Annotated in this window: 25 protein-coding genes and 1 pseudogene; 10 read left to right on the top strand and 16 right to left on the bottom strand. The window is 69.8% G+C overall.

Features of this window, described 5'->3' with window-relative positions; genetic code table 11:
- Window positions 1-26: 26 nt before the first annotated feature.
- Complete coding sequence (gene nadE, locus QRN16_RS16545; RefSeq protein WP_027503969.1) at window positions 27-851, bottom strand: NAD(+) synthase; 825 nt, start codon at window positions 849-851, stop codon at window positions 27-29.
- Window positions 852-990: 139 nt separating this feature from the next.
- Between nadE and QRN16_RS16550 the strand changes: the two genes are divergently transcribed.
- Window positions 991-1,542 carry a CinA family protein gene (locus tag QRN16_RS16550; protein ID WP_285188358.1) on the top strand — a complete coding sequence of 184 codons (552 nt, stop codon included), beginning with the start codon at window positions 991-993 and terminating at the stop codon, window positions 1,540-1,542.
- Here QRN16_RS16550 and QRN16_RS16555 read toward each other — a convergent pair.
- The 5 genes and pseudogenes from QRN16_RS16555 to QRN16_RS16575 all read right to left on the bottom strand — a co-directional run bounded on the left by QRN16_RS16555 (window position 1,522) and on the right by QRN16_RS16575 (window position 5,897).
- On the bottom strand, window positions 1,522-2,871 hold the full coding sequence (locus QRN16_RS16555; RefSeq protein ID WP_285188360.1) for a PP2C family protein-serine/threonine phosphatase: 1,350 nt from the start codon (window positions 2,869-2,871) through the stop codon (window positions 1,522-1,524). The genes QRN16_RS16550 and QRN16_RS16555 overlap by 21 nt on opposite strands.
- 89 nt (window positions 2,872-2,960) lie before the next feature.
- Window positions 2,961-3,470: an ATP-binding protein gene (locus tag QRN16_RS16560; RefSeq protein ID WP_285188362.1), complete on the bottom strand. Its 510-nt coding sequence runs from the start codon at window positions 3,468-3,470 to the stop codon at window positions 2,961-2,963.
- A complete protein-coding gene (locus QRN16_RS16565; protein WP_051612937.1) occupies window positions 3,467-3,859 on the bottom strand; it encodes an STAS domain-containing protein in 393 nt (130 codons plus the stop codon). The genes QRN16_RS16560 and QRN16_RS16565 overlap by 4 nt, the downstream gene beginning before the upstream one ends.
- Before the next feature lie 185 nt (window positions 3,860-4,044).
- Window positions 4,045-5,283, bottom strand: a pseudogene (locus QRN16_RS16570) (glycosyltransferase).
- A gap of 278 nt (window positions 5,284-5,561) precedes the next feature.
- Window positions 5,562-5,897 carry a DUF3140 domain-containing protein gene (locus QRN16_RS16575; RefSeq protein WP_285188365.1) on the bottom strand — a complete coding sequence of 112 codons (336 nt, stop codon included), beginning with the start codon at window positions 5,895-5,897 and terminating at the stop codon, window positions 5,562-5,564.
- A 118-nt stretch (window positions 5,898-6,015) separates the two neighbouring features.
- Between QRN16_RS16575 and QRN16_RS16580 the strand changes: the two genes are divergently transcribed.
- Genes QRN16_RS16580 through QRN16_RS16595 form a run of 4 tightly spaced genes read left to right on the top strand, consistent with a single transcriptional unit; the run spans window position 6,016 to window position 10,525 of the window.
- Complete coding sequence (locus QRN16_RS16580; RefSeq protein ID WP_027503965.1) at window positions 6,016-6,813, top strand: PIG-L family deacetylase; 798 nt, start codon at window positions 6,016-6,018, stop codon at window positions 6,811-6,813.
- A gap of 48 nt (window positions 6,814-6,861) precedes the next feature.
- Window positions 6,862-7,419: a 2Fe-2S iron-sulfur cluster-binding protein gene (locus QRN16_RS16585; RefSeq protein WP_222650234.1), complete on the top strand. Its 558-nt coding sequence runs from the start codon at window positions 6,862-6,864 to the stop codon at window positions 7,417-7,419.
- Window positions 7,416-8,435, top strand: a complete 1,020-nt coding sequence (locus QRN16_RS16590) for an FAD binding domain-containing protein (protein ID WP_222638210.1) — start codon at window positions 7,416-7,418, stop codon at window positions 8,433-8,435. The genes QRN16_RS16585 and QRN16_RS16590 overlap by 4 nt, the downstream gene beginning before the upstream one ends.
- Window positions 8,432-10,525 (top strand): xanthine dehydrogenase family protein molybdopterin-binding subunit, encoded by a 2,094-nt coding sequence (locus tag QRN16_RS16595; protein ID WP_285188369.1) that lies wholly within the window; start codon window positions 8,432-8,434, stop codon window positions 10,523-10,525. The genes QRN16_RS16590 and QRN16_RS16595 overlap by 4 nt, the downstream gene beginning before the upstream one ends.
- Window positions 10,526-10,533: 8 nt before the next feature.
- On the opposite strand, the gene QRN16_RS16600 is transcribed toward QRN16_RS16595, so the two are convergent.
- On the bottom strand, window positions 10,534-11,013 hold the full coding sequence (locus tag QRN16_RS16600; RefSeq protein WP_285188370.1) for an SRPBCC family protein: 480 nt from the start codon (window positions 11,011-11,013) through the stop codon (window positions 10,534-10,536).
- 173 nt (window positions 11,014-11,186) lie between these two features.
- Here QRN16_RS16600 and QRN16_RS16605 point away from each other — a divergent pair, with 173 nt between their 5' ends.
- The 3 genes from QRN16_RS16605 to QRN16_RS16615 are packed head-to-tail and all read left to right on the top strand — an operon-like array spanning window position 11,187 to window position 14,264.
- Window positions 11,187-12,434, top strand: coding sequence for a glycosyltransferase family 4 protein (locus tag QRN16_RS16605; RefSeq protein WP_285188371.1), 1,248 nt, complete (start codon window positions 11,187-11,189; stop codon window positions 12,432-12,434).
- The gene (locus QRN16_RS16610) at window positions 12,428-13,180 is read left to right on the top strand and encodes a class I SAM-dependent methyltransferase (protein WP_285188372.1); all 753 of its coding nucleotides are present in this window, start codon (window positions 12,428-12,430) and stop codon (window positions 13,178-13,180) included. The genes QRN16_RS16605 and QRN16_RS16610 overlap by 7 nt, the downstream gene beginning before the upstream one ends.
- Window positions 13,167-14,264: a prenyltransferase gene (locus tag QRN16_RS16615; protein ID WP_285188373.1), complete on the top strand. Its 1,098-nt coding sequence runs from the start codon at window positions 13,167-13,169 to the stop codon at window positions 14,262-14,264. Before QRN16_RS16610 ends, QRN16_RS16615 begins: the two co-directional genes overlap by 14 nt.
- Here the strand turns inward: QRN16_RS16615 and QRN16_RS16620 are convergent.
- Window positions 14,240-14,884, bottom strand: coding sequence for a class I SAM-dependent methyltransferase (locus tag QRN16_RS16620; protein ID WP_222628841.1), 645 nt, complete (start codon window positions 14,882-14,884; stop codon window positions 14,240-14,242). The genes QRN16_RS16615 and QRN16_RS16620 overlap by 25 nt on opposite strands.
- A gap of 23 nt (window positions 14,885-14,907) precedes the next feature.
- Window positions 14,908-16,293 (bottom strand): FAD-binding oxidoreductase, encoded by a 1,386-nt coding sequence (locus tag QRN16_RS16625; protein WP_285188374.1) that lies wholly within the window; start codon window positions 16,291-16,293, stop codon window positions 14,908-14,910.
- 138 nt (window positions 16,294-16,431) lie between these two features.
- On the opposite strand from QRN16_RS16625, the gene QRN16_RS16630 reads away from it, so the two are divergent.
- A complete protein-coding gene (locus QRN16_RS16630) occupies window positions 16,432-17,784 on the top strand; it encodes an MFS transporter (RefSeq protein WP_222627478.1) in 1,353 nt (450 codons plus the stop codon).
- Between the two features lie 80 nt (window positions 17,785-17,864).
- Here QRN16_RS16630 and QRN16_RS16635 read toward each other — a convergent pair whose 3' ends face one another.
- The 7 genes from QRN16_RS16635 to QRN16_RS16665 all read right to left on the bottom strand — a co-directional run bounded on the left by QRN16_RS16635 (window position 17,865) and on the right by QRN16_RS16665 (window position 24,549).
- Entirely contained in the window at window positions 17,865-18,872 is a 1,008-nt protein-coding gene (locus QRN16_RS16635) for a substrate-binding domain-containing protein (protein ID WP_027503955.1), read from the bottom strand.
- A gap of 170 nt (window positions 18,873-19,042) precedes the next feature.
- Window positions 19,043-20,452 (bottom strand): class I adenylate-forming enzyme family protein, encoded by a 1,410-nt coding sequence (locus QRN16_RS16640; RefSeq protein ID WP_285188375.1) that lies wholly within the window; start codon window positions 20,450-20,452, stop codon window positions 19,043-19,045.
- Complete coding sequence (locus QRN16_RS16645; protein ID WP_222627477.1) at window positions 20,449-21,066, bottom strand: energy-coupling factor transporter transmembrane component T family protein; 618 nt, start codon at window positions 21,064-21,066, stop codon at window positions 20,449-20,451. Before QRN16_RS16645 ends, QRN16_RS16640 begins: the two co-directional genes overlap by 4 nt.
- Window positions 21,063-21,743 (bottom strand): energy-coupling factor ABC transporter ATP-binding protein, encoded by a 681-nt coding sequence (locus QRN16_RS16650; protein WP_285188376.1) that lies wholly within the window; start codon window positions 21,741-21,743, stop codon window positions 21,063-21,065. Before QRN16_RS16650 ends, QRN16_RS16645 begins: the two co-directional genes overlap by 4 nt.
- Entirely contained in the window at window positions 21,740-22,870 is a 1,131-nt protein-coding gene (locus tag QRN16_RS16655) for a thiolase family protein (RefSeq protein ID WP_285188377.1), read from the bottom strand. Before QRN16_RS16655 ends, QRN16_RS16650 begins: the two co-directional genes overlap by 4 nt.
- A 1-nt stretch (window position 22,871) precedes the next feature.
- Window positions 22,872-23,459, bottom strand: a complete 588-nt coding sequence (locus tag QRN16_RS16660) for a biotin transporter BioY (protein ID WP_037183888.1) — start codon at window positions 23,457-23,459, stop codon at window positions 22,872-22,874.
- 106 nt (window positions 23,460-23,565) lie between these two features.
- Entirely contained in the window at window positions 23,566-24,549 is a 984-nt protein-coding gene (locus tag QRN16_RS16665) for an NAD-dependent epimerase/dehydratase family protein (RefSeq protein ID WP_285188381.1), read from the bottom strand.
- A gap of 65 nt (window positions 24,550-24,614) precedes the next feature.
- Between QRN16_RS16665 and QRN16_RS16670 the strand changes: the two genes are divergently transcribed.
- Entirely contained in the window at window positions 24,615-25,736 is a 1,122-nt protein-coding gene (locus tag QRN16_RS16670; RefSeq protein WP_285188383.1) for a class I SAM-dependent methyltransferase, read from the top strand.
- Window positions 25,737-25,773 lie beyond the last annotated feature (37 nt).

Below are 25,773 nucleotides of genomic sequence, written 5' to 3' on the forward strand. Positions count from 1 at the left end.
AGGATCACACCGACCGACCGAGACGGTCAGCGCCACCATGTCTCACTGGGGGTGACCGGAGTGGTGCGCTTGTGCCGGGTCTTGACGAACCAGTTCTCGATGGTGGCGGCGGCCTCGTCGGGCACGTCCTCGCCTTCGAGGTAGGCGTCGATCTGGGCGTACGTCACACCCAGTGCCTCCTCGTCGGGCAGCGCCGGCCGGTCGTCCTCGAGGTCGGCCGTGGGTACCTTCTTCCACGTGCTCTCCGGGGCACCGAGCTCGCGCAGCAGGGCCGCACCCTGGCGCTTGGTCAGGCCGGTCAGCGGTGTGAGGTCCACACCGCCGTCGCCGTACTTGGTGAAGAACCCCGTCACGGCCTCGGCAGCGTGATCGGTACCGACGACGAGCAGGTTCCGCTCGCCCGCGAGCGCGTACTGGGCGACCATCCGCTCGCGTGCCTTGATGTTGCCGCGAACGAAGTCGCGCAGTCGATCGACTCCGAGGGCCGTGGCAGCCGCCACGCCTGCGCCGTCCGCGGACGGCTTGATGTCCACCGTCACCGTGGTGTCGGGGCGGATGAAATCGAGCGCGATCGCCGCGTCGGCCTCGTCCGCCTGCTCACCGTAGGGGAGTCGTACGGCCATGAACGTCGCGTCGCCGCCGCCGGCGCGAACGCGTTCCGCGGCGAGCTGGCACAGGCGTCCCACGAGTGTGCTGTCCTGTCCGCCACTGATGCCGAGTACGAAGCCGGCAGTTCGGGTGGCGACGGCGTAGTCGGCGAGAAAGCCCACCCGCGTGTCGATCTCCGCTGCGGGATCGATGGTCGGACGGACCTCGAGTTCGGTTCGAATGGTGTCGCGAAGGCTTGGCATGACTCAACGCTAGCGCCGATCCTCCGCGCGTGCCGGGGATGTTTGTCACCGGACGGAGCGGGAAGGACTACCGGTCCGCGCATCACGTCGAGAGGAAGCCCGAAGTCACATGTCCCGAAGTCGTACGTCCCGAAGTCGCGTGTCGCAGCATGCCGGGCACGAGGAACTCATCGAGGGCGAGGCGGCCGAACCGGAGCAGCGTGTCGACACCGACGAGGATCTCGCCGAGCTCTGTTCGGAGATCGCGGAACTCGCACTCGAACGCGACCTCCGTATCGCCACCGCCGAGTCGCTCACCGCCGGGAACATCGCTGCCAACCTGGGCCGCGCGTCGTCGTCCGGAACGTGGTTCCGCGGGTCGATCGTCGCCTACGCCAGCGAGGTGAAGTACTCGCTGTTGCAGGTACCCCGCTGCCCCGTGGTGAGCGAGGAGGCCGCCACGGCCATGGCGAGCGGAGCGGCGTCGGCGCTCGGCGCGGATCTCGCCGTGGCCGTCACCGGTGAGGCGGGACCGGAGACGAACGAGGACGTGGAACCCGGAACGGTCTGGTTCGGCATCGCCGACCACGGGACGACCAGCGCGGAGCGCGTGGTCTTCGAGGGCGACCCGAAGGACGTCCTGGCCGCGACCATCGAACGCGCGCTACGCCTGCTGCGCGACCACGCCCGGTCAGGCGCCCAGCGCGAGTAGGGCGATGTCGTCGATCGGAGAGAGGTCGGGGATGAGGGCGACCAGATCCTCGACCATCTTCGTCGTGGACAGTCCGAGGCGGGCCTGCGTGAACTGCGCGAGACCGTCCTCGCCGAACATGGTGCGCCCGTCGGGACGTGCCTCGGTGATGCCGTCCGTGTAGAGCAGCAGTGTCTGCCCCTCCTGCAACCGGAAACTGCACGCACTGAAGGTCGCGTTCGGCAGAGCGCCGACGAACATGCCTGTACTGGAACGGATCTCGTGCACCTCGCCGCGAGCGGGATCGAGGAGCAGGGCGGGTGGGTGCCCGCCCGTCGCCAGTGTGACGCGGAAACCGCCGCGAGGATCCGGGGTGATCACACCGAACAGCACGGTGCAGAAACGCTGATGCGAGGTGTCCATCAACAACAGTCGATTGAGCTCGGCGAGCCCCTCCGTCGGATCGTCGTGGTGCAGCGCCGCGGCCCGCAGGGTGTAGCGGACCAGCGAGGTGACGGCCGCGGCGCCGGCGCCGTGGCCCTGGACGTCGCCGAGGAAGAACGCCCACCGGTCCTTGCCCAGCGCGAAGACGTCGTAGAAGTCGCCGCCGACCTGCAGGGGTGACGAGGCGTGGTAGTGCGACGCGAGCGTCAGACCCTCGATGGTGGGAAGGGAGGGTGGGAGCAGCGTGCGCTGCAGCACGGCGGCGTAGTCACCGATGATCGCGGAGTCCGCCTCGGCGCGCGTGCGGAGTTCCCGCTCGGCGCGCACGGTGGTCGCGGCCGACAGTCGCAACTCGAACTCGTCCATCGCGATGTCGGCCAGTTCCATCAGGATGTCCGCGCGATCGTCGGACACCGTGCGCGGCAGCACGTCGTAGACGTTGACCGTGCCGAGCCGGAAGCCGTCGGCGGTCACGATGGGGGCGCCGGCGTAGAAGCGGATGCCGAGATCGCCGCGGACGAAGGCACTACCGGCGGTGGCCGGGTTCGCCAGGGTGTCCGACGCGACGAACGGGCCGTCGTGCGTCATCGCCATCGTGCACAGGGCGTCGTGACGTTCGGTGTGGTCCGGGAGCCCGTCGCCGTACGTGGCGGTGAACCGCACCAGGTCTGCATCGATGATGGACACGGACGCGTACGGCGCGTCGAACCAGCGGGCCGCGAGTCGGGCGATGCGGTCGAAGGCTCCGTCGGCGGCGGTGTGCTCGACGTCGTACCGGGCCAACGCGGCCAGACGTGCCGCCTCGGCGGCCTGCGCGAGGTCGGGACCGAGATCGAAGGCATCCATCGCCGTTCTCGACGTGGCACGGCGCGGGGAGTCGAACGCGTGGGACGAGAGTGCAGTCACGAAGCCTCCGGTGATACGAGAGCGGTAATGCTCTCCCCGGGGCTGGAGGAGGAGAGGCTCGCGGGGAGCCTCAGCAATCGCGTACGAGTCTACGAGACCTGATCGTCGGTGTCGATGCCGGATGTCGGTGCCACGTCCCATGCCATGGTCACGGTGGTGCCCGAGTCGGCGGACGACAGCGTGACGTCGTCCGACAGGGTCTCGATCAGCGGCAGACCGCGGCCACGGAGAGGCCCGGGCGACGAGTCGGACCACGTCCCGTGATCACGGACGGCGACCTCGAGCCGAGCGGAGTCGTAGGTGGCCTGGAGGTCGAAGACGCGTCGACCGGTGGTGGCGGCATAGGCGTGCTCGACGACGTTGGCCATCGCCTCGTAGACGGCGAGCACGATGTCGTACGTCCGCGCCGTGTCGAACGGCGTGTGCGTCAACCACGCACCGAAGCGGACGCGAGCGTCTGTGATGCGCTGCGGTTCGGCGTCCAGATCGGTGAGGGACAACTGGGCGGGGGGCTGGTGGTGCTCAGTCGTCGCGTCGTCGATCACGAGGGGAGGAGTACCCCACGCGTGCCCGGTCCTCACACCGGGAGCGCTGCTCATGCGAGGTCGTCGACGGGCGAACCGGACGTGGTGACGGCCGCGAGCGCCGCCTCGCGGGTGTCGAGCACGGGGAACGTCTCGTCGAGACCGACCAACTGCAGGGGGCGAGCGGTGGCCGCACCGCGGGCGACGACGGCGAAGGCGACGTCGTCGCCCACCGCCTGATGCGAGGTCACCAGCACGGTCATACCGGCGGACGCGAGAAAATCGACACCCGTCAGATCGATGATCAGCGCGCTCGACGCCGTGGTCCGTACGGCGTCCACCGCGTCCTGAAGAATCGGCGCGGTGGCCAGATCGAGTTCGCCCACGACTGTCAGGATCGCTGCGTCGTCGTGCCATTCGGTGTCGACACGGAATGCGTCCGTGGTGTTCTCGGCGATCGACATCGGATGTCCTGCCTTTCGGTGTTCGGTCCAGAAAGGCCATTCAAGCAGCCGAGTCCGACCGATGCCACACCGGCTCCGAGCGCCGGGTGGGGAGTTTGACGGGGTTTTTCCAGGGTATCGAGCCCCGATGAGCAGCATCGGTACGGACGGCCGACGCGTTCTCGTCGCGGGCTGGTGACAGGGCCTCACACCCGGTCCAGCTGGTCGTCCCCCGATACGTCCGCGGTGTCGGTGGAGGTCGGCTCCGGAAGCAATGACCGGTAGACCCGATCGGTGTCGACGGCGATCTGCTCCCACGAATACCGGGCGCGAGCGCGATCGGCGGCCGACATGCCGTAGCCGGTGCGTCGACCCTCGTCGTTCAGCAGGCGACGGACGGCGTCGGCGACGGCGGCAGGTGTGCGGCGATGGACCAGCACGCCGGTGACACCGTCGATCACGGTGTCGAGGAAACCGCCGACCGCGGTGGCTACCACAGGGATCCCGCACGCCATCGCCTCGAGCGGCACGATGCCGAACGGCTCGTACGTGGGAGTGCAGACCACGATGTCGGCGGAGCGGAGAAGGTCGGGCATCGCCTCACGGGAGACCTGCCCGACCAGGCGGACGCGGTCGGCCACACCGTGGGCGATCGCGATCTGCTTCAGGCGTCGAGCCTCGTCGTCGTCCGAGACGTCGCTGCGCTCGCCGCCGGCGATGATGAGGTCGGTGTCCGGAATCGACGCGAGAGCCGCGATCATCAGGTCGAAACCCTTGCGAGGCACCAGACGGCCGACCGCGACCAACCGCCGCCGTCGCGCGGGGCCGGGAGAGCTGACCGGCGCCGGCTGGAACTTCTAGAGGTCTACGCCGCACGGCACCACCGACACCCGTCGGCGCGGTATGCCCATCCGGACCAGTTCGGTGACCTCGTCCGAGCACGTCGCGACGACGTGATCGGCTCCGCGTGCGATGAGCCGCTCGATCTTGGGTCGGCTCGGCGGCGACATGTCCCGCGTGCCCTGGTGCCGACGCTCGACCACACCGAGTGCGTGGAACGTCACCACGGTGGGAATCGCGAGCGGACGCGCCGCGAGCTGGGTCGCGAAGCCCGACATCCAGTAGTGGGCGTGGACCACGTCGGGTCGGTCTCGCGTCCAGCGCTCGGCCAGGTGCGAGGCGAAGTCGCCCATGTGGGGCAGTAGTTCGTCCTTCGGTACCGGCTCGGGCGGACCCGCTGGAACATGGACGACGCGGTAGCCCTCGTCGACGACGACCTCGTCGGGCTGTTCGCGCGAATCGCGTCGGGTGAACACCGACACCTCGTGGCCGCGGGCGACGAGGGCGACGGCGAGGCATCCGACATGGACGTTCTGCCCCCCGGCGTCGATACCGCCCGGCGCGGCGAGCGGGCTGGAATGTTCTGACACCATGGCGATGCGCATGAGGAATCCGTCCCTCGGATCGTGCGTTCCGAGTCGTCGCTGGTGACTGAACGACGTCTCGCTACTGTCGGTGGTGCAAGTCGAGGTCGGCTGGAGACCGGATCGGACAGAACGTCGGGCCCGCGGGTATGTCGAGAGCAGGCGGAAGTACGCGGGCCGTCGAACACCGTGAGTGATGAACACGCCGACGAGCTAGGTCGTGAATATCCCGAATCGAGAGAAGAAAACATCCGAACGCCGATCGGCTCCGAATGCCTGCTCCTCATCTGACGTGGGTGTCACTTCAGCGGATCGTGTCCCCAGTTCATCAGCGAGTAGCGCCACCGCGAGTGCTCCACGTCCTTCGAGGGGCCCTGGGCGCGATGTCGGTGCACGTATCCGACGACCTTGCGCATCGCGGCGACGTCGTCGTCAGTGAGATCGGATTTCTTCGTGTCCAGGATCGAGGTGATGCGCCGCCCCATCTCGTGCCCCGTCGACTCACCGTCCTTCGAGTCACCGACGGAGCGGGACTCGCCGGTCGTCAGCCAGTCCTCGAGCTCCTTCCTGGTCATGGTGACCGCGTCCTTCCAGTCGTCCCACACGTCGTCCACCGTCTCGTTCCTCTGCGTCATGACGCATCGCGTTCCCCGGAAGCGACGGCGACAATCACGATCTGTCGGCGCACCGACGCGGCGGGTCGACACCCGACGTGATCGAGCCCGCGCACCGCGCCCGTGCGACCATCTGCCGATGAGTGTGTTGGTGTGCTTCCATGCCCATCCCGACGACGAGGTGTTCGGCACCGGCGGGATCATGCGGTCGGCAGCCGACGCCGGCCACCGAGTGGTGCTGGTGACGGCGACCGACGGTGCGCTCGGTGAGGTGCCCGACGGCCTGTTGACCGAGGGCGAGTCGCTGCACGATCGGCGGCAACGTGAACTGGAGCGCTCGGCCGAGGTGCTGGGGGCACAGCGCGTGGTCGTGCTGGGATACGCGGACTCGGGGATGGCCGGGACCGAGGGCAACACGAACCCGCACGCCTTCGCCAACGTGGATGTCGAGGAGGCCGCTCGGCGGCTCGCGGACGTTCTCGTCGAGGAGCAGGCCCGTGTTCTGACGGTCTACGACTCGCACGGTGGTTACGGCCATCCCGACCACGTGCAGGTGCACCACGTGGGGGTGCGCGCCGCGGCCATCGCCGAGGTGCCGTTCGTCTACGAGGCGACGATGAACCGTGACCGCATGCGCGAGATGATGACGGCGAACCCCAACTGGGATCCGGGCGAGAACGAGGACGCCTCGCAGCTCGACATCGAGGCGTTCGGCCTGCCCGAGTCGGAACTCACCACCGCGGTGGACGTGTCCGGTGTCCTGGCCGCCAAGCGTGCGGCGATGGTGGTGCACGAGTCGCAGATCGGTGACTTCGGCCCGTTCATCCCCATGTCGGACGAGGATCTCGCGTCCGCGTTCGGCACCGAGTGGTTCCGACGCATCGTGCCCCCGGTCGACGCGCCCGGCGCCGTGCGCGAGACCGCACTGCCTCTGTAGTCCGGCACCGGGGCGGTTTGGTGGCGGGAGCGCAGGGTAGCCCGGAGCATGAGCCTCGTCACAGGAGATGTCGGAGTACGCCTCACGGTCAACGGCGAGGAGCACCGGATCGAGTGCGACGTCCGGACGACCCTCCTCGACGCGCTGCGTGAGCGGCTCGGGCTGACCGGCGCCAAGAAGGGGTGCGACCGCGGTCAGTGCGGATCGTGCACGGTGCTGTCCGGTGGTCGGCGCGTGGTCAGCTGCCTGACGCTGGCCGTCGCGGCACAGGACGACGACATCACCACCGTCGAGGGGCTCGCCGACGGCGAGGACCTGCATCCCGTGCAGGCGTCGTTCCTCGCGCACGACGCATTCCAGTGCGGCTACTGCACCCCCGGTCAGATCTGCTCTGCCGTCGCCGTGCTCGACGAGGTGAAGAACGGATGGCCCAGCGCCGTCACCGAGGACCTCGACGGCGTGCCGACGGCCTCGGACGCGGACATCCGAGAACGGATGAGCGGCAACATCTGTCGGTGCGGCGCCTACCCCAACATCGTCGATGCCGTGCGAGAGAACATCGACGGCATATCTGCAACGACGACGGAGACGGGCGCGGACCGGTGAGAACATTCGCGTACGACCGTGCCGCCGACGCGTCGACCATAGCGTCCGCACTCGCCGAGGGGTCCACCCGCGTGCTGGCCGGCGGAACCAACCTCGTGGATCTGATGAAGCTGGGAATCGAGACCCCGGACCGGCTCGTCGACATCACGGGTCTGGCCCTGGCGGACATCGAGTGGAACGACGGCAGTGGCGGCGGGGTGCCGGGTCTTCGTGTCGGGGCCCTGGTCCGCAACAGCGATCTGGCCGCCGACCCCGTCGTGCGTTCGCGGTTTCCCGTCCTGTCGCGCGCTGTGCTCTCGGGTGCGTCCGGTCAACTGCGGAACATGGCGACCACGGGCGGGAACCTGTTCCAGCGCACCCGCTGTCCGTACTTCATGAACGTCGACACAGCGTGCAACAAGCGTGAACCGGGCTCGGGCTGTTCGGCCCTGGACGGCGATCGGCGCAACGCCGCGGTGCTGGGCGCATCGCAGCACTGCATCGCCACCCATCCCTCGGACATGGCCGTGGGCCTCGCGGTGCTCGATCCCACTGTCACCGTCGTCGGCACCGACGGAGTACGCGAGATCCGGTTCGCCGATCTGCATCGGCTTCCCGAGTCCGCACCCGAACGCGATTCGACTCTGCGGCAGGACGAGTGGGTGACGCACCTCGACATACCGCCGCTTCCACCCGGTGCGCGCTCGACCTATCGGAAGGTGCGGGACCGTGCGTCCTACGCCTTCGCGAGGGTGTCCGTCGCCGCCGTCGTGGTCGTGGAGAACGGGGTGTTCACCACGGCGCGCATCGCGCTGGGCGGAGCCGCTCACAAGCCGTGGCGGGCCACGGTCGCCGAGTCCGAGCTGCTCGGGGCGATCCCGTCCCGGAGCGGCGTGATCGCTGCGATGGAGCGCGAGCTCGCCGCGGCACACACGTTCCCCGACAACGACTACAAGTTGTCACTCCTCGCGTCGACGGTGGCCTCCACCGTGATGTCCCTCGCCGACGCGGCCGCGGACGAGGCGGCCACCCGATGACCGTCACGGGAACACCGGTCGAGCGGCTCGAGGGCCGCGACAAGGTCACCGGAGCCGCCCGGTACGCGGCGGAGTACCGGGACGTCGGTGGAGAACCAGCGCACGCGGCGATCGTCGGCGCCGCCGTTCCGGCGGGGCGTGTGCTGGACGTGGATCGTGCTTCGGCGCTGACGCTTCCGGGTGTCCTCGCCGTGCTGTGGCACGGCAACGCCCCGACGCTCGGGTCCGCCGGGGACGGCGAGTTGCAGGTGCTCCAGTCCGATGTCGTCGCCTACCGCGGGCAGATCGTCGCCGTGGTCGTGGCGGAGACGTCGGAGCAGGCGACGTGTGCGGCCTCCGTTCTGGACGTCACGTACGAGAGTCGCCAGTGCGACAACGAATTACGGGAGCATCACCCGGGCATCTACGCACCCGAGCAGGTGAACGCGGGCTTCGACACCGATGTCGTCACCGGGGAACCGGAGCGGCGCTTCAAGGAGTCCGCGGTGCGCGTCGACGTCCGCTACACGACGCCGCCCGAACACAATGCGCCCATGGAGCCGCACGCGTCGATCGCCGCGTGGAGCGAGGACCGGTCGACCCTCACGGTCTGGGACTCTACGCAGGCGCCGTCCGGCGTGGCCGGAGATCTCGCCGAGCTCTTCGGCGTCGACTCGGACGCCGTGCGCGTCATCGCCCGGCACGTGGGCGGCGGCTTCGGATCGAAAGGGAGCACGCGACCGAACGCGGTCGTCGCGGCCATGGCGTCGTCCGTCGTGGGTCGACCGGTCTCGTTTCCGGTTCCACGCCGGTCGACCTTCGACTTCGTCGGCTACCGGACGCCGACGATCCAGCGGGTCCGACTGTCGGCGGACGCGGACGGCTCGATGACGGCGTTGCTGCACGATTCGCTCCAGCAGACCTCCACCGTGATGGAGTTCGTGGAGCAGACGTCCGAGGGCAGTCGCCACGTGTACGACATCGACGACGTCTCGACCACGCATCGCGCGGTCGCGCTGGACGTCGGGACACCGCGCTGGATGCGCGCTCCCGGTGAGGCGCCCGGCATGTTCGCTCTGGAGTGCGCGGTGGACGAACTGGCCCACGCGCTCGGAACGGACCCCGTCGAGTTGCGGCTGCGGAACGAGCCGTCGGTCGATCCCGCGGACGGGCAGACCTACAGCTCACGTACCGTCCGCGCCGTCTTCGAGGAGGGCGCGCGGCGCTTCGGTTGGGCCGGTCGTGACCCGCGGCCCGCGATACGCCGGGAAGGACGCACCCTCGTCGGGACCGGTGTCGCGATGGCGACCTACCCCGCGATGACGTCGCCGAGCACGGCGCGGGCGACCGTCCGTGACGACGGGACGGTCGACGTGTCCGTCGCCGCGTCGGACATCGGTACCGGCGCACGAACGGTGCTCGCCCAAATCGCCGCCGACGCGCTCGAGGTCGCGCTGGACCGGGTCCACATCCACGTCGGGGACAGTGCGCTGCCCACGGCGCCCGGCGCAGGCGGGTCCTCGGGTACCTCGTCGTGGGGCTGGGCGGTGACCAAGGCCTGTCGTGCGCTGCGCGCGGACGGAGACCTCGCACCGGGTGCGACGGCCACCGCGGACACCACCGACGACCTCGAGGAGCGTGCGGCGCTGGCGCGGCAGGCGTTCGGCGCCCATTTCGCCGAGGTGCACGTCGACGTCGACACGGGGGAGGTCCGCGTGACGCGGATGCTGGGCGTCTTCTCCGTGGGCCGTGTGCTGAACCCTCGGTTGGCTCGGTCACAGCTCCTGGGCGGCATGGTGTTCGGTATCGGCATGGCACTCATGGAGGAGGGCATAGTGGATCGACGACACGGCGGCTTCCTCAACGCCGACCTCGCGGAGTACCACGTCCCGGTGGACGCCGACGTCGCCGACATCGATGCGATCTGGGTCGAGGAGCACGACGACGATCTGAACCCGATGGGCAGCAAGGGGATCGGCGAGATCGGCATCGTGGGGTCGCCTGCTGCCATCGCCAACGCGGTGTTCCACGCGTGCGGTGTCCGGGTGCGAGACCTGCCCATCACTCTCGACACCCTGATCGAGCGGATGGACCCCGCGCTGCGCCTGTGACCACCCGGTCAGCCCAGCAGATCGTCCAGGCGCTCGTAGCCCTCCCGCATGCCCTTCTCCATGCCGCTCGCTGCCATCGAGTCCCGCGCCTCCAGTGTCGGGTACACCGAGTGGCCCTCCAGCCGGCAGCGGTCACCCAGGTCGACGAACGTGAGGAACTCGATGCTCACCACGTCGGGGAAGCCCTCGTACTCGAAGGTCTGCACGGCGAACTCGTTCGTCCGCACCGTGTGGAACATGCCGTGGAACGCGTACTCCGCACCGCCGGGATCACGGTGGACGTAGCGGTACCGGCCACCGCCGCGGAAGTCGTACTCCTCGACCGACATCTCGTAGCCGGCGGGACCGAGCCAGCGGGACACCAGTTCGGGCTCCGCGTGCGCCCGGAAGACCGCGGACACGGGTGCGTCGAACTCGCGCCGGACATCGATGAACGGCAGACCCGCCGGTGAGTGGATGTGCAGCGCCCTGTCGCCGGTTCCGGTCATCGTCGTCTCCTCGATCTCGGGTGGCGGGGAGGTCCAGTGTGAATCAGTGCTGGTCGTCGGTCGTGTGGATTCGAGAAGAACGGAAGGTGGTAGACACATCGGGACATGATCGCCGGTTCCACCGCGGCGAGGGTGTCTGCCATCACACTGCCGCGACAGCTCGGGGGACCCACGTGCGTATCGCTCTGCTGTCCTACCGGAGCAAGCCCCACGTCGGCGGTCAGGGTGTCTACGTCGCGCGTCTGAGTCGAGCGCTGGTGGACGAGGGGCACGAGGTCGAGGTGTTCTCGGGTCAGCCCTATCCCGATCTCGACCCGCGGGTGCGGCTCACGCGAGTACCGAGCCTCGACCTCTATCGAGACGACGATCCGTTCCGCACCCCGCGGCCCTCCGAGATCCGAGACCTGGTCGACGTGTCCGAGGTGCTGACCATGTGGACGGCCGGGTTCCCGGAGCCCCGCACGTTCGGGGCGCGCGCCGCTCGTCTGCTGCGCGCGCGAGCCGACGAGTTCGACGTGGTGCACGACAACCAGTCGCTGAGCTACGGATTGCTGCGCATCCCGTTGCCGCTCGTGGCCACCATTCATCACCCCATCACCCGCGACCGCGCCCTCGACCTCGCGGCTTCGCCGTGGCGACGACGGATCACCGTGCGGCGCTGGTACGGCTTCCTCACCATGCAGCGGCGGGTGGCGCGCCGGATCCCGCGGTTGCTGACCGTGTCCCGCTCGTCCGCGGTGGACATCGTGGACGCCTTCGGTGTCGCTCCGGGTGCGGTGACGGTGGTGCCGCTCGGGGTCGACACCACCGTGTTCACCCCCGGCGCGGCGCCGCGAGTGTCCGGCCGCATCGTCGCGGTCGCGAGTGCCGACGTCGCACTCAAGGGCGTGCGGCACCTTCTGGAGGCGGTCGCGAAGATCCGCACCGAGCGGGAGGTCGAACTCGAACTGGTGTCGAAGGTGGACCCCGCAGGGCCGACCCGGACGTTGATCGACGATCTCGGAATCGACGACATCGTGCGGACGCGGAGCGGTCTCGACGACGCCGAGCTGGCCCGCGTGCTGGCGTCGGCCGACGTGGCCTGCGTGCCGTCGCTGTACGAGGGCTTCTCGCTCCCGACCATCGAGGCCATGGCCTGCGCGACCCCCCTGGTGGTGAGCCGCACCGGGGCGATCCCTGAGGTCGTGGGGCCCGACGGGGTCTGCGCCGATCTGGTGCCCCCCGGTGACAGCGACGCCCTGGCGCGGGCATTGATGCGCGCGCTGGACGACGAGCCCCGCCGACGCGCCATGGGCGAGCGCGGGCGGGAACGAGCCACGCAGACCTACGGCTGGCCGGCGGTGGCCGCCGCGACCGTCGCGGAGTACGAGAAGGCGATCGCCGATCGCCGTGGACGAGGGAATCGAGAGACGACATGCTGACGATGGACTTCGACCGGCTCGGCTTCGGTGCGGGCGATCGCGTCATCGACATCGGGTGCGGCCAGGGGCGCCACTCCTACGAGTTGTACCGCCGCGGGGCCCATGTCACCGCCTTCGACCAGAACGCGGACGAACTCGACGAGGTCAAGGTCATGTTCGGCGCGATGGCCGAGGAGAAGCAGGTACCGGAGTCCGCCACGGCGGAGACGGTCGTCGGCGACGCGTTGTCCCTGCCGTTCCCGGACGAGTGGTTCGACGGGGTGATCGTGTCCGAGATGCTGGAGCACGTGCCGGACGACGCGTCGGCCATCGCCGAGATCGCGCGCGTGGTGCGCCCCGGCGGCACGGTGGCGGTGAGTGTCCCGCGCTGGTTGCCCGAGCGGGTCTGCTGGTCCCTCTCCGACGAGTACCACGCGAACGAGGGTGGCCACGTCCGGATCTACCGTGGGAGTGAGTTGGCGGCGTCGCTCACCGCGGCGGGCCTCGAGGTCACGCACACCCACCACGCGCACGCACTGCACGCTCCGTACTGGTGGCTCAAGTGCGCGGTCGGGGTGCGGAACGACGATCACCCGCTGGTGCGCGGCTATCACTCGATGCTGGTGTGGGACATGATGAAGGCCCCGCGCACCACCCGAGTGCTCGAGCAGGTCCTGAATCCCGTCATCGGCAAGTCCGTGGTGATCTACCTGCGCAAGCCGGAGACCGGGATCGGCGGACCGGGGGCCGGACGTGGCGCTCACTGATCACGTGACGCCGTCGGTTCCCGGAATCCTGTCCGCCGAGCAGTGTCTCGCCAGTGCGCGCAGCATCGCCGCCGTCCAGGTCCGGTCCGGGGCGATTCCGTGGTCCGAGGGCGGGCACCTCGACCCGTGGGACCACGTCGAATCGGCCATGGCGCTCAGCGCCGCGGGCCTCGTCGAGGAGGCCGACGCCGCGTACGAGTGGTCGCGGCGCACGCAGCGCAGCGACGGCACCTGGCCGATCCGGCTGCGCGGCGACGTCGTGGAGGACGCCGGCGCCGACACCAACTTCTGCGCATACATCGCGGTGGGGGTGTGGCACCACTTCCTCGTCACCGGCGACGACAACTTCGCCCTGGCCCTGTGGCCCACCGTGCGCCGCGCCGTCGACTTCGTCCTCGGTCTGCAGACCGACCGCGGCGAGATCGCCTGGGCCGCAGGGCCGAACGGATCGCGTGCCGAGGCCCTGCTCACCGGGAACGCCAGCATCCACCACAGTCTGCGGTGCGCGCTGGCGCTCGCGGCGTACATCGGCGACCCGCAGCCGGACTGGGAGGTCGCCGTCGGCCGGCTGGGTCACGTTCTGCGGCATCACCTCTCGGCTTTCACGCCGAAGCCGTCGTACTCCATGGACTGGTACTACCCGATCCTGGGCGGCGCCGTGCGCGGACGGGCGGCCGGGCGGCGCATCGACGACCGGTGGTCGGACTTCGTCGTGGAGGGGCTCGGCATCCGCTGTGTCGACGACCGACCGTGGGTCACCGGTGCCGAAACGTGTGAGCTGGTTCTGACTCTCGACGCGATGGACCGGGTCGACGTGGCGACGGACCTGCTCGGAAGCATGCAGCACCTGCGGGAGGACGACGGGTCGTACTGGACCGGGCTGGTCTATGCGGACGGCAAGCGGTGGCCCGTCGAGAGGACGACGTGGACCACCGGAGCCATGATTCTGGCGGCCGACGCCCTGTCCCGGTCCAGTGCCGGATCCGGCATCTTCCGGGGGGACGATCTGCCCGTCGGGCTCTCCGGCGCGCATCGCAGCTGCGGCTGCGCGGGGGAGTCCTACCCGGCGAGCGTGCCCGGCTGACCCGAGGTCCGCACCAGCACTCGCAGTGAGCCGACCACGCGGTTCTCGGTGAACATGCCGCTGTCGAGGGCACGCCGGTAGATGCGGTACGGGGCCTGCCCGCCGTCCGCCGGATCCGGGAACACGTCGTGGATGAGCAGGGCGCCTCCGACCGCGACCCACGGCGCCCACCCCTGGAAATCGACGGTGGCCGCCTCGTCGGTGTGGCCGCCGTCGATGAACAGCACGTCGACGGGATGCTTCCACAGCGCGGCGACGTCGCCGGAACGGCCGACGACGGCGACGACGACGTCCTCGAGGCCCGCCCCCGCCAGGGTGCGGCGGAATCGTCCGAGAGTGTCCAGCGCACCGGTGGCCGGGTCGACGAGCGTGGTGTCGTGGTACTCCCAGCCGACCTGGTGCTCCTCGGATCCGTGGTGGTGGTCGACGGTGACCACACGGCCGCCCGTGGCGCGCGCCGCGGCGCCGAGGTACACGGTCGACTTGCCGCAGTAGGTGCCGATCTCCACCACCACGCCGTCGCCCAGGAACTCGGCGGTGGCGTCGAAGAGCGCGAGTCCCTCGTCGGCGGGCATGAATCCTGTTGCCGCCTCGGCGAACTCGCGCAGGTCGTCGGGCATGACGGGACGTGCGGGGGTGTCGGTCACACGGGCGAGCCTAGCTGGTCGAACACCTTGCCCGGGTTGAGGATGCCCTGCGGATCGAGTGCGTCCTTGACCGCGCGGTGCATCGCGAGGACCACCGGATCGAGTTCCTGGACGAGTCCGTGCATCTTGAGCAGGCCGACGCCGTGCTCGCCGGTGACCGTGCCGCCGAGGGCGAGTGCGGCGTCGATGATCTCGGCGAACGCCGCCTGCGAGCGTGCTCGGGCGGCGTCGTCGCCCGGGGGTGTGATGAGCAGTGGGTGCAGGTTGCCGTCGCCGGCGTGGGCGATGTTGGCGATGACGACGTCGTGGGCGATGCCGATCTTCTCGATCCGCGACAGCATTTCCGGCACATGGCGTTTGGGGACGCACACGTCCTCGGTGAGCACCGGGCCCAGTCGTTCCATGGCCGGGTAGGCCAGGCGCCGCGCCGCGAAGAGCGCGTCCGCCTCCTCCTGATCGGTGGACACCGCCGACCAGGTGGCGCCGCCCTCGTCGAAGCAGGCGAGCATTTTCTCCGCCTCCTGGTCACCGATCTGCCCGGGGGTGTCCACGCGGCCGAGCAGCACCACTTCGGCGTCGACGGACAGTCCCATGTTCTTCCACGCGTCCACCGCGAGGAGGCACTGCTTGTCCACCAGTTCCAGAGCGGAGGGGGTGAGCCCGGCGGCGGCGACGGCGGCGACCGCTCGGCCCGCGTCGACGATCGAGTCGAAGTAGCCGGCGACGGTGCGTTGCGGGTCCTGGAGGGGGCGCAGCTTGACGGTGATCTCGGTGATGACGCCGAGTGTTCCTTCCGAGCCGACCATCAGTCCGGCGAGGTCGTACCCCGCGACGCCCTTCGCGGTGCGTCGGCCGAGTCGGACCTTCTCACCGGTGCCCGTGACCACCTCCATGCCCATGACGTAGTCGCGGGTCACGCCGTACTTCACGCAGCACAGGCCGCCGGCGTTGGTGGCGACGTTGCCGCCGATGGTCGACCACGGCGAACTCGCCGGATCCGGTGGGTACCAGAGGCCGACCTCCGCGACGGCCGCGCGCAGATCGTCGTTGATCACGCCCGGTTGCACGACGGCGTACCGCTCGAGGTGATCGATCTCGGTGATCGCGGTCATGCGGTCGAGCGCGAGGACGATGCACCCCGCGGTGGCGTTCGCGCCCCCGGAGAGCCCTGTCCCGGCGCCGCGGGTCACCACGGCGGTGCCGTGGTCGAGGCACGCCCGTACCGTCGCCTGGACCTCGTCGGCCGTGGCCGGACGCACCACCGCGAGAGGGGTCGCGGACGGCGCCCACTCGGCCTCGTCGTGCTGGTAGGACGCCATGACGTCGGGATCGATCACCACCCGATCGGCGGGGAGTACGGCGAGCAGGGCATCGACGATCATCGGTCGAGCGTAGCGCCGGGCGACCGCCCGCCCGCCGGATCCCGCCCCCCTCTTCGGAGGGTGGTGGGAGTGGTTCAGGTCACATACGTTCCTCCCGAGTCCGACGATTCGGACGATCCTCACCTCGGATGGAGAACCATGACCACAGTTTCGCCGGACGACGCGACGGCGCGCGCCACCTCGGCACCACCCGTCGCGGCACCGCCCGCCACGAGCGTCCGCAAGGTGGCCGTCGCCAGCGGCATCGGAACGACCATCGAGTTCTACGACTTCTTCATCTACGGCACCGCGGCCGCGCTGGTGTTCCCGACGGTGTTCTTCCCGGCACTGGGATCGACAGCCGGCACCGTGGCCTCGTTCGCCACCTTCGCCGTCGCGTTCGTCGCGCGTCCCGCGGGAGCCGTGCTGTTCGGCCACTTCGGCGACCGCATCGGCCGCAAGAAGACGCTGATCTCGACGCTGCTGCTGATGGGTGTCTCCACCTTCGTCATCGGGCTGCTCCCCGGTGCCGCGACCATCGGCGTCGCCGCACCGATCATCCTGGTGGTGCTGCGGTTCGGGCAGGGGTTCGCCGTCGGCGGCGAATGGGCGGGAGCGACGCTGCTGACCGCCGAGTACGCACCGGCGAAGCGGCGCGGCTTCTACGGCATGTTCCCGCAGCTCGGTCCGGCCGCCGCCTTCATCCTCTCCAGCGCGACGTTCCTGGTGACCGGCGCCGTGTTCGGCGACACCAACGACACGTTCCTGAACTACGGGTGGCGGATCCCGTTCCTCTTCAGCGCCGTGCTGGTGCTGATCGGTCTCTACATGCGCCTCGCGATCGAGGAGACGCCGGTGTTCAAGGCCGATCAGGCCGCCGCCGCGACCACGCCGTCCGCTCCCACCAGGCTCCCGGTGCTCGAGGCGTGGCACGTGCAGAAGCGCGAGGTGCTGCTCGCGGCCGGTGCGCTGGCGTCGCTGTTCTCGCTGTTCTACATGGGCACCGCGTATCTCACGAGCTACGGAACGAAGACCCTCGGCTTCGACCGGCCGTTCGTGCTGTGGACCGGCATCGTCGGTGCGGTGATCTTCGGCATCACCATCGCGCTGTCGGCGACGTTCTCGGATCGGGTGGGTCGGCGCCGCGTCATCATGGTGTCCTGCGCGGCGGCCGTTCCCTGGTCGCTCGCCCTGTTCCCGATCCTCGACACGGGATCGAGTACGGCGTACGTGATCGCGATGTGCGTGACCCTGTCCATCTTCGGTATCGCCTACGGCCCCACCGGTGCGCTGCTCCCGGAGCTGTTCCGGACCCGGTTCCGCTACACCGGTGCCGGTCTCGGCTACAACCTGGCGGGCGTGCTCGGCGGTGCGATCCCGCCGCTGCTGGCGGCTCCGTTGACGGCGCAGTTCGGCAGCATCGCCGTGGGCGTCATGCTGGCGCTCCTGTCGGTGCTCAGTCTGATCTGCACGCGAGCACTGGTGGAGACGAAGAACAACGACCTGACCTGACCTGACCCCACGACGACGAATCCGGTGCAGAGATCCGCGGTGAACGCGGATCTCTGCACCGGATCTCGTGTGCGTGGAGGCTAGCGAGTGCCGCCCTTGGCGTACTCGGCGATCGCGTCGATGTTCGTCGAGTCGATGAAGGCCGGGCCGGTCAGAACGGGCGTGCCGCCACCGATGGTGTTGCCGTTGTTCAGGTACAGCCACAGCGAGTCGACGGCCAGGTAGCCCTGGAGGTACGGCTGCTGATCGACGGCCCACGCGACGTCGCCGCTCTGGATGGCCTCGACGAGTGCGGCGTTGGTGTCGAAGGTGACCACCGTGGCCTCGGAGTTGGCGTTCGCCTTGGACTGCACCGCGGTCAGCGCGATGGGGGCGCCCAGGGCGACGATGTGGTCGATGGTCGGATCCTGCTGCAGCTTGGCCGTGATGGTGGCCTCGACGGACGGCATGTCCTTGCTGTTGACGTTCAGGATCTCGGTGGAACCGCCGGTGAAGCCCTGTGTCACACCCGCGCAACGGGATTCGAGGGCGACCTGGCCCTGCTCCTGGATGATGCAGAGGGTCTTCTTCGCACCCTCGGTGGTCAGACGCGCACCGACGGCCTGGCCGGCGATGGTCTCGTCCTGGCCGAAGTACTGCTGGACGCCCTGGTCCTTCCACGCGTCGTAACCGGAGTTGAAGGCGACGACCGGGATGCCGGCGGCCGTGGCGGCCTCGACGGCGGGTGCCATGGCGTCGGGCTTGGCCAGTGTGACCGCGATGCCGTCGACGTCGGAGTCGATGGCGCTCTGCACCAGGTTGGCCTGGTTCGGTGCCTCGGGATCGGCCGAGTAGCGCAGCTCGATGTTGTCCTTGGCCGCAGCCGCCTCGGCGCCCTTGCGGATGAGGTCCCAGAACGTGTCACCGGGAACCTCGTGCGTGATCATCGCGATGGTGGCGCGCGGGGTGTCGGCCGTGCCGGCGTTGCCGCCGCCGTCACCGGAGGACTCCGGTGCGCCGCCCGAACTGGAGCAGCCCGCTGCCAGGCTGACGCTCAGTGCCACGCCGAGAGCGACAGCAGTGCCCCGACGGGTGAAATGACGTGTCATTCGGTCTCTTTCTCGAACGCCGACGAGAGAACAACGCGGCGACATACTGGGTACGACTGGAATGGATCGAGCCGGTGACCTCTTCGGTCGCGGCCCGACATATGTGTAATCCACATCACAAGGGAAGTCAATAGTTTGTTCGGACAATACGTCCGCAGCACAGCGAGCCGTCAGGATCGAGGTCCGGTCGCGATCATCGCCAGGACGGCCGGGCGGTCGAGCTTGCCGCGGGCCGTGCGGGGGAGCGCGGTTACCGTGACCACGCGGGTGGGCATCGCCGGTGCCTCGAGGTGCGCCCGCAGATGACGCCGCAGAGCGGTGCGGTCGACCGGCTCCGAGACCGTGATCGCCGCGACCGGGACGTGCCCCATCCTCGGATCCGGCTCGCCCACACACGCCGCGTCGAGCACGCCGGGAAACCCCCGCAGGGCGGTCTCCACATCGAGTGGCTCCACCTTGAGGCCGCCGCGCACGATGGTGTCGGAACTGCGGCCCGCGAGAAACAGCCACCCGCCGTGGATCTCGCCCCGATCGCCCACGCTCGTCCACCCGTTCACGGGCCCGTCGGACGGTTCCGCGTGGTCGGGGTGGGTCAGGTATCCGTCGAACAGCATGTCGCTGTGCACGCTGACGACGCCGTCCACAGTTCTCGTGCGGACACCCGAGACGAGCCGCCCGGCGGAGCCGTCGGGAACCGGTTCGGTGGAGGAGTCCACGGCCACCAATGACAGTTCCGAGGCGCCGTAGAAGTGGACGAACCGAGCGCCGGGAACGCGAGCGGACAGGGCGTCGCGACCGGAGCGCGGCCAGAAAGCACCCGAGGACAACACTTCTCGGACCTGCGCCAGCCGGGGTCGGGTGGACACGGCGATGTCGTGTGCGAGGGTGGGCACGGTGTAGACGTGCGTCGGGTCGACATCTCCCGCGGAGGACCACGACTCGAGGGGTCGTAGGTCCACGGCAGCACCTCGCGTGAGCGCGTGCACCAGTCCGTAGAGGAAGTGGGTGTGGTCCAGGACGCCCGGTGCGGCCACCCGGGAGTGCCGGTCCACGGTGAACTCCTCGTCGGACCGATCGAGCGTGCGCGACCACGACCGCCGCGAGCGGACGAAGAGCTTGGGGGTGCCCGACGTGCCGGAAGTCAACCCCGCCAGCAGTTCTCCGGCCTCGTCCGGTGCCGGGAGGGGGACCGCGGGCGCGGCGGCGAGGTCGTCGGGCGAGGTGAGCGTGCCGGTGACGCCGAGTCGACGCAGCCGGGTCCGCCCGCGCTCCGTGGCGATCACCGCAGCGGGGCGACCGATCTCGAGAACCGATGCGAGGTGGTCGGGAAGCAGGTGGCGGTGCAGGAGGACGAGCGAGCAACCTGCACGGATCGCGCCGAGAACCGTGACGACGGAACCGAGATCGGACGCCGGGAGTACGGCCACTCGCTTCGCACCGAGCAGGCGTGCGGCGACGCGTCCCGACCGATCCCACATCTCACGATAGGTGAGACTGCCGTCCGCGGCGACGACCGCGAGCGAGTCCGGACGGTCCCGGGCGCGACGACGGATGCGCTCGTCGATCGAGTCCGCGATCACGCGTCATCGTCCCGGTCGTCGTCCACACCGCGGGCGACGAGACTGTCTCCCAGCGCATCCGCGGTCCGCAGCGCGCGGACCACCACGGGTGTCGCCAGCGCGGTCATCGACCACTGCAGTCCGCGGGCCTTCCGTGCGTCGGAGACCTCGTGCACGATGCCGGTGAGGACGGGGACGAGCCGGATCGTCAGTGCCAGCAGCAGTCCGATGCGGTCGGGGTCGACGCCGAAGCGCCGCAACGGTTCCAGGACCCTGCCGCACACGTCGAGCATCGCGGTCACCCGGGTGGTGAGGGTGACCAGACTCGCCGCGGCCACCGTGACGACGAGAATCCCGCACACGACCACGGCGCGGGCCGGGGTCGTGATGATCACCTGGAACACCGCGATGATCGCGATCATCCAGAAGAGCGGCCGGATCTGCGCGAGTGCGGTCCGCGGGCCGATGCCCCCGATCCCGAAGAGAACGGCGACCACGCCGGCAGCGACCGCGACGTCGACCGGTCGGCGAACGAGGGCGATGACCGCGATGACGCCGACCATGAGCAGCAGAAGCTTCCACCCGGCCGGAAGTCGGTGCAGGAGCGAGTGACCGGGTCGGTAGAGGCCGATCATTCGAGCAGCGCCTCGTACGCGGGCAGGGCGTCGGCGGGCCGTCCGTCGTGGGCGACCCGAGCGTCGTGGATCACGATGACGCGATCGAAGTTCGTCAGGAGATCGAGGTGATGTGTCACCACGACGACCTGCTGCTCGAGAGTGTCGAACACCGCGCCGACCTTGCGGGAGTTGCGGAGATCGAGAAGCGTGGTGGGTTCGTCGGCCACCAGGACCTCGGGTCGGCGGATCAGCACTGCGCCGATCGCCAGCATCTGTTTCTGTCCGCCGGACAACAGGTGCGCGGGATGATCGGCGTGACCGGCCAGCCCGAAACGGTCGAGCATGTCGGCGACGCGGTCCGCCACCTCTTCCTTCGACGCTCCGGTGCGGCGCAGCGAGAACGCCAGATCTTCGGCGACGGTCGGCATCACGATCTGGTTGTCCGGGTCCGTGAACACGAACCCGACCTTCCGTCGCACCTGGCCACCCTTGCGCGCGACGTTCAGACCGTCGACGGTGACGGTGCCGGAACTCGGCGACACCAGACCGTTGATCATGCGGGCCAGGGTCGACTTCCCGGAGCCGTTGGATCCGACGATGCCGACGCGGTGTTCGCTGATCTCGAGATCGATGTCGCGCAGCACGGGCCGATCGCCGTATCCGTGCGAGACGTGATCGAACCGGATCACGCTCATGCTCCGACTCGTTCCACGAGCATGGCGATGCCCTGACCACCGCCGATGGCGCACACCGCAAGACCGAGAGCGGGGGAGTCGGTCGTGGCCATCTGCTCAGCCAACCGGACGAGGAGAATCGCTCCGGAGGCGCCCCACGGGTGTCCGAGCGCGATGGCCCCTCCGTGCGGGCACACGATGTCCGGATCGATGCCCAGCCGGTCGACGGCCGCCAGGGCCACCGAGGCGAAGGCCTCGGTGATCTCGACGATCCCGACGTCGGACAGGTCCACTCCGCAGCGGTCGAGGACGGCGCGGACCGCGGGCACGGGGGACAGTCCGGGGAGCGCGGGATCCGTCCCGGCGACGGCCCAGCCGAGTACCCGCAGGGCAGGGCCGTCGGCCCGGTCCGCGGTCGTCACGGCGAGCACGGCCGCGCCGTCGGAGATGCCGCACGAGTTGCCCGCGGTGGCGGTGCCGTCGGGGGAGAACGCCGGACGCAGCCTGCTCAGACGCGCCGTGGTGAGTCCGCCGCGCACCCGCTCGTCCCGATCGATCCCGGCGACGGTGACGATCTCCGCCGAGAAGTCCGTCTGCGAGGCGAGTCGGTGCGAGCGTTCGGCGTACGCGTCCTGTTGCTCCCGGTCGATGCCGAGCGTGCGGGCGAGATCGTCCGCGGCCGTGCCCATGTCGGGGTCGGGGTGACCGCGCGGGGTGAACGGTGCGCGCGTGTACCGCTGCGGACCCCCGTCGCCGACCGGGGCGTGGAAACGCCACGGCGCCGTGCTCGCCGATTCGACTCCCCCCGCGAGAATCAGGGCGTCGTCACCCGCGCGGACACGGGACGAGGCCAGGGCCACGGCGTCGAGGCCCGAGCCGCACTGGCGGTCGACCGTCACGCCAGGGACGTGGTGACCGAGACCGGCCTGCAGCGCGGCGACCCGAGCGAGGTCGCCGCCGGGACCGAGGCAGTTGCCCAGGACGGCGTCGTCGATGCGGCCGAGATGGTGCACCCGGCGAGCGACGTCGGCGAGGACGGGTGCCGCGAGGTCGGCGGCCGTCAGGTCGGCGAACGCATGCCCCGCCGTGCCGATCGCCGTCCGCCGTCCCGCCAGCAGGATCGGATCGCGCGGGGACAAGCGCACCATGTCAGGCGGCGGACCCGACGGTCGCGCGACGCCGCGGCGCGACGAGACCGGGGTAGGCGCGGTGCACGCCCTTCGCGACGACGGTCGCGACGACGACCTTGACCGCGTCGCCAGGAACGTAGGCGCCCGTGGACGCGATGGCCGCCCCTACGCCGAGGTCGGTGCGCAGCAGGAGGCCGAGGACGCCGAAGACGTAGATGACGGCGATGCCGCCCACGGCGTTGACGAGCAGACCGGCCCACAGCGGGTAGGACGGGACGATCAGCCGCGTGAGCGCGCCGATGACGAAGGCGCCCACGACCCATCCGACGAGGTACCCGACGCTGGGGGCCGCGAAGACGCCGAGACCGCCGCGTCCGCCGGCGAGCAACGGGAGGCCGATCGCGACGAGTGCGAGCAGGACCAGTACCGCGGCCGCACCCTTGCGGGCGCCGAGAACCGCGCCCGCGGCGATGACGCCGAGGGTCTGCAGGGTGATGGGCACACCGCTGATGCCGACCGTGATGGAGCCGGGAAGGCCGAGTGCCGCGATCAGTGCCGCGAAGACGGCGACCTGAGCGAGGTCACGAGCCGAGAAACGAGGGGACACGGTCGGGACTCCTGTGCGTGGCGTGAGCGAGGACCACTTGAACGGTGTTCAAGTGCGCGGAGTCACGCTAGTGGGGTGCTCGTACCCGGTGCAACTCCCCGTCGTGTCACAGCGACGCGACGAGGGCGTTCAGGGTGGCGGAGCTGCTGTGCGCGGGATGCCACCCGAGGTCGCGCTTGGCCTTCGAGGTGTCCATGACGACGGACGTCCGTCCCACGTGCACCCACTCCACCATCGACGGGACGAACGGGAGGGTGCGGATCACCGCCGACGCCGCAGACCCGAGGAGGGACGGCACCCGCACCGGGAAGGCGCCCAGCGCGGCCGCCACCTGCGACAGGGACACCACCCCGTCGCCCGCGATGTTGTACGGACCGGAAGGTGCGTCCGTGGTCGCAGCGAGCGCGATGGCCGTCGCCACATCGTCGTGGTGCACCAGTTGCAGCGGATGCCCCGGGTCGGGGAACACCGGACGCACCGCGCCGACCACGGCCCCCAATGGTGCGGGGAGCTGGGCCGCGATCGAGCGCCACGGCATGGAGTCGGCCAGGGCGGGCGCTTTCGGGCCGGCGACGATGCACGGCCGCAGGACGTACACCTCGAGGTCCGATCCCGCGGTGACCTCGTCGAGGACCTCCTCGAGTTCGGCCTTCTGCTCGGAGTAGTAGTGCTCCTTCGATCCGCGCGTCGGCGTGTCCTCCGTCAGCGGCACCCGGTTGTCCGAGTGATAGCCGTACGCGGCGACGGACGAGGTGTAGACGAGCCGTGTCGGCTTCGCGGCGGCCACCGTCGCCTCGAAGACGGTGCGAGTCCCGGCCAGGTTGATCCGTGAACTCTCGGCACGAGATCCCATGATGAGGAAGGCGAGGTGCACCACGACATCCGCCTCGGCGACGAAGGCGTCCACCGCCTCACGATCGAGAATGTCGCCCTGCCGGTACTCCGTCTTGGTCCAGCCGTGCTCGGCCACGTCGAACGGTCGTCGCGCCATGCCGAGGATGCGGTCCACGGCCGGATCGCGCTCGAGCGCGTCCACCGCCGACATCCCGATCTCGCCGGTCGGACCGGTCACTGCCACTGTGAGTCCCATGGGTCGATGATGCCCGCTGACGTCGAGATTCACGCAGGGTTCGGTCGGAGTGGGAGACTGCGACGATGCAGGATCCGGACCATGTTCTCGGCGCGCTGCGTCGCTCTCCCGATGTCGAGGCGCCCAATCTCCACGCCGTCGACGCCTCCGACCGGCTGATCCTGGCCGAGGCCGCGGAGTCGACCTCCACCGCCGCGCCCGGGACGGTCGTGGTGATCGGCGACCGGTACGGCGCGCTGACCCTCGGGACCGCCGCCGCGCACGGCCTCACCGGCATTCGCGTGCACCAGGATCCCCTCACCTCCGAGCTCGCGCTGGCTCGCAACGCCGGCACGCTCGGCCTCGGCGACGTCTACTCGAACCACGCGTTGGATCGGGAGTTGCTCGACGGTGCGGCCGTGGTGCTGCTGCAGCTTCCCCGCGCCCTCGCCGAGCTCACCGAGATCGCCGAAGCCGTTGCCCGCTGGGCGGATCCGTCGGTCCGCGTCATCTCGGCGGGTCGACTCAAACACATGAGTCGGTCGATGAACGACGTGCTCGCCGCGAACTTCACCGACGTGGCGGCCACCCGCGCGGCGCAGAAGTCCCGCGGGTTGGTGGCGACCGGGCCGCTACCTCGCGAGAACGCGACGTACCCCGTGTCGACCGTCCTCGCCGATCTGGACCTCACCGTGGTCGCCCACGGCGCCGTCTTCTCCGGGGACCGGTTGGACATCGGCACCCGGTACCTGTGCACGTTCCTCGACCGGATGGCGCCCGACGCGCGCCGCATCGTCGACCTGGGGTGCGGGACCGGCATTCTGGCAGCCCTCGCCGCGCGCCTACGACCGGATGCGGAGGTGGTCGCCACAGATCGTTCGGCCGCGGCGGTGGCGTCGGCGGCGGCCACTGCGGAGGCGTCCGGCGTGCGGGTGACGGCGCGTCGGGACGACGCCATGGCCTCGGAGGCGCCCGCGAGCGCGGACGTGATCCTGTGCAATCCGCCGTTCCACGAGAACGCGGCCGTGCACACCGGGGGAGCGGAGAAGCTGTTCGCAGCAGCACGGGCCGTCCTGCGCCCCGGCGGCGAGCTGTGGGCGGTGCACAACTCACACCTGCGGTTCCGCTCCATGCTCGCGCGCATGGTCGGGCCGACGGAGGTGATGGGCCGCAACGACAAATTCACCGTCACCCGGTCGATCAGGTGACGGTGAATGTGTCGGCCGCACAAGTCAGGCGGACGTG

The organism is Rhodococcus sp. MEB041, assembly GCF_030208955.1.
Lineage (GTDB): Bacteria > Actinomycetota > Actinomycetes > Mycobacteriales > Mycobacteriaceae > Rhodococcoides.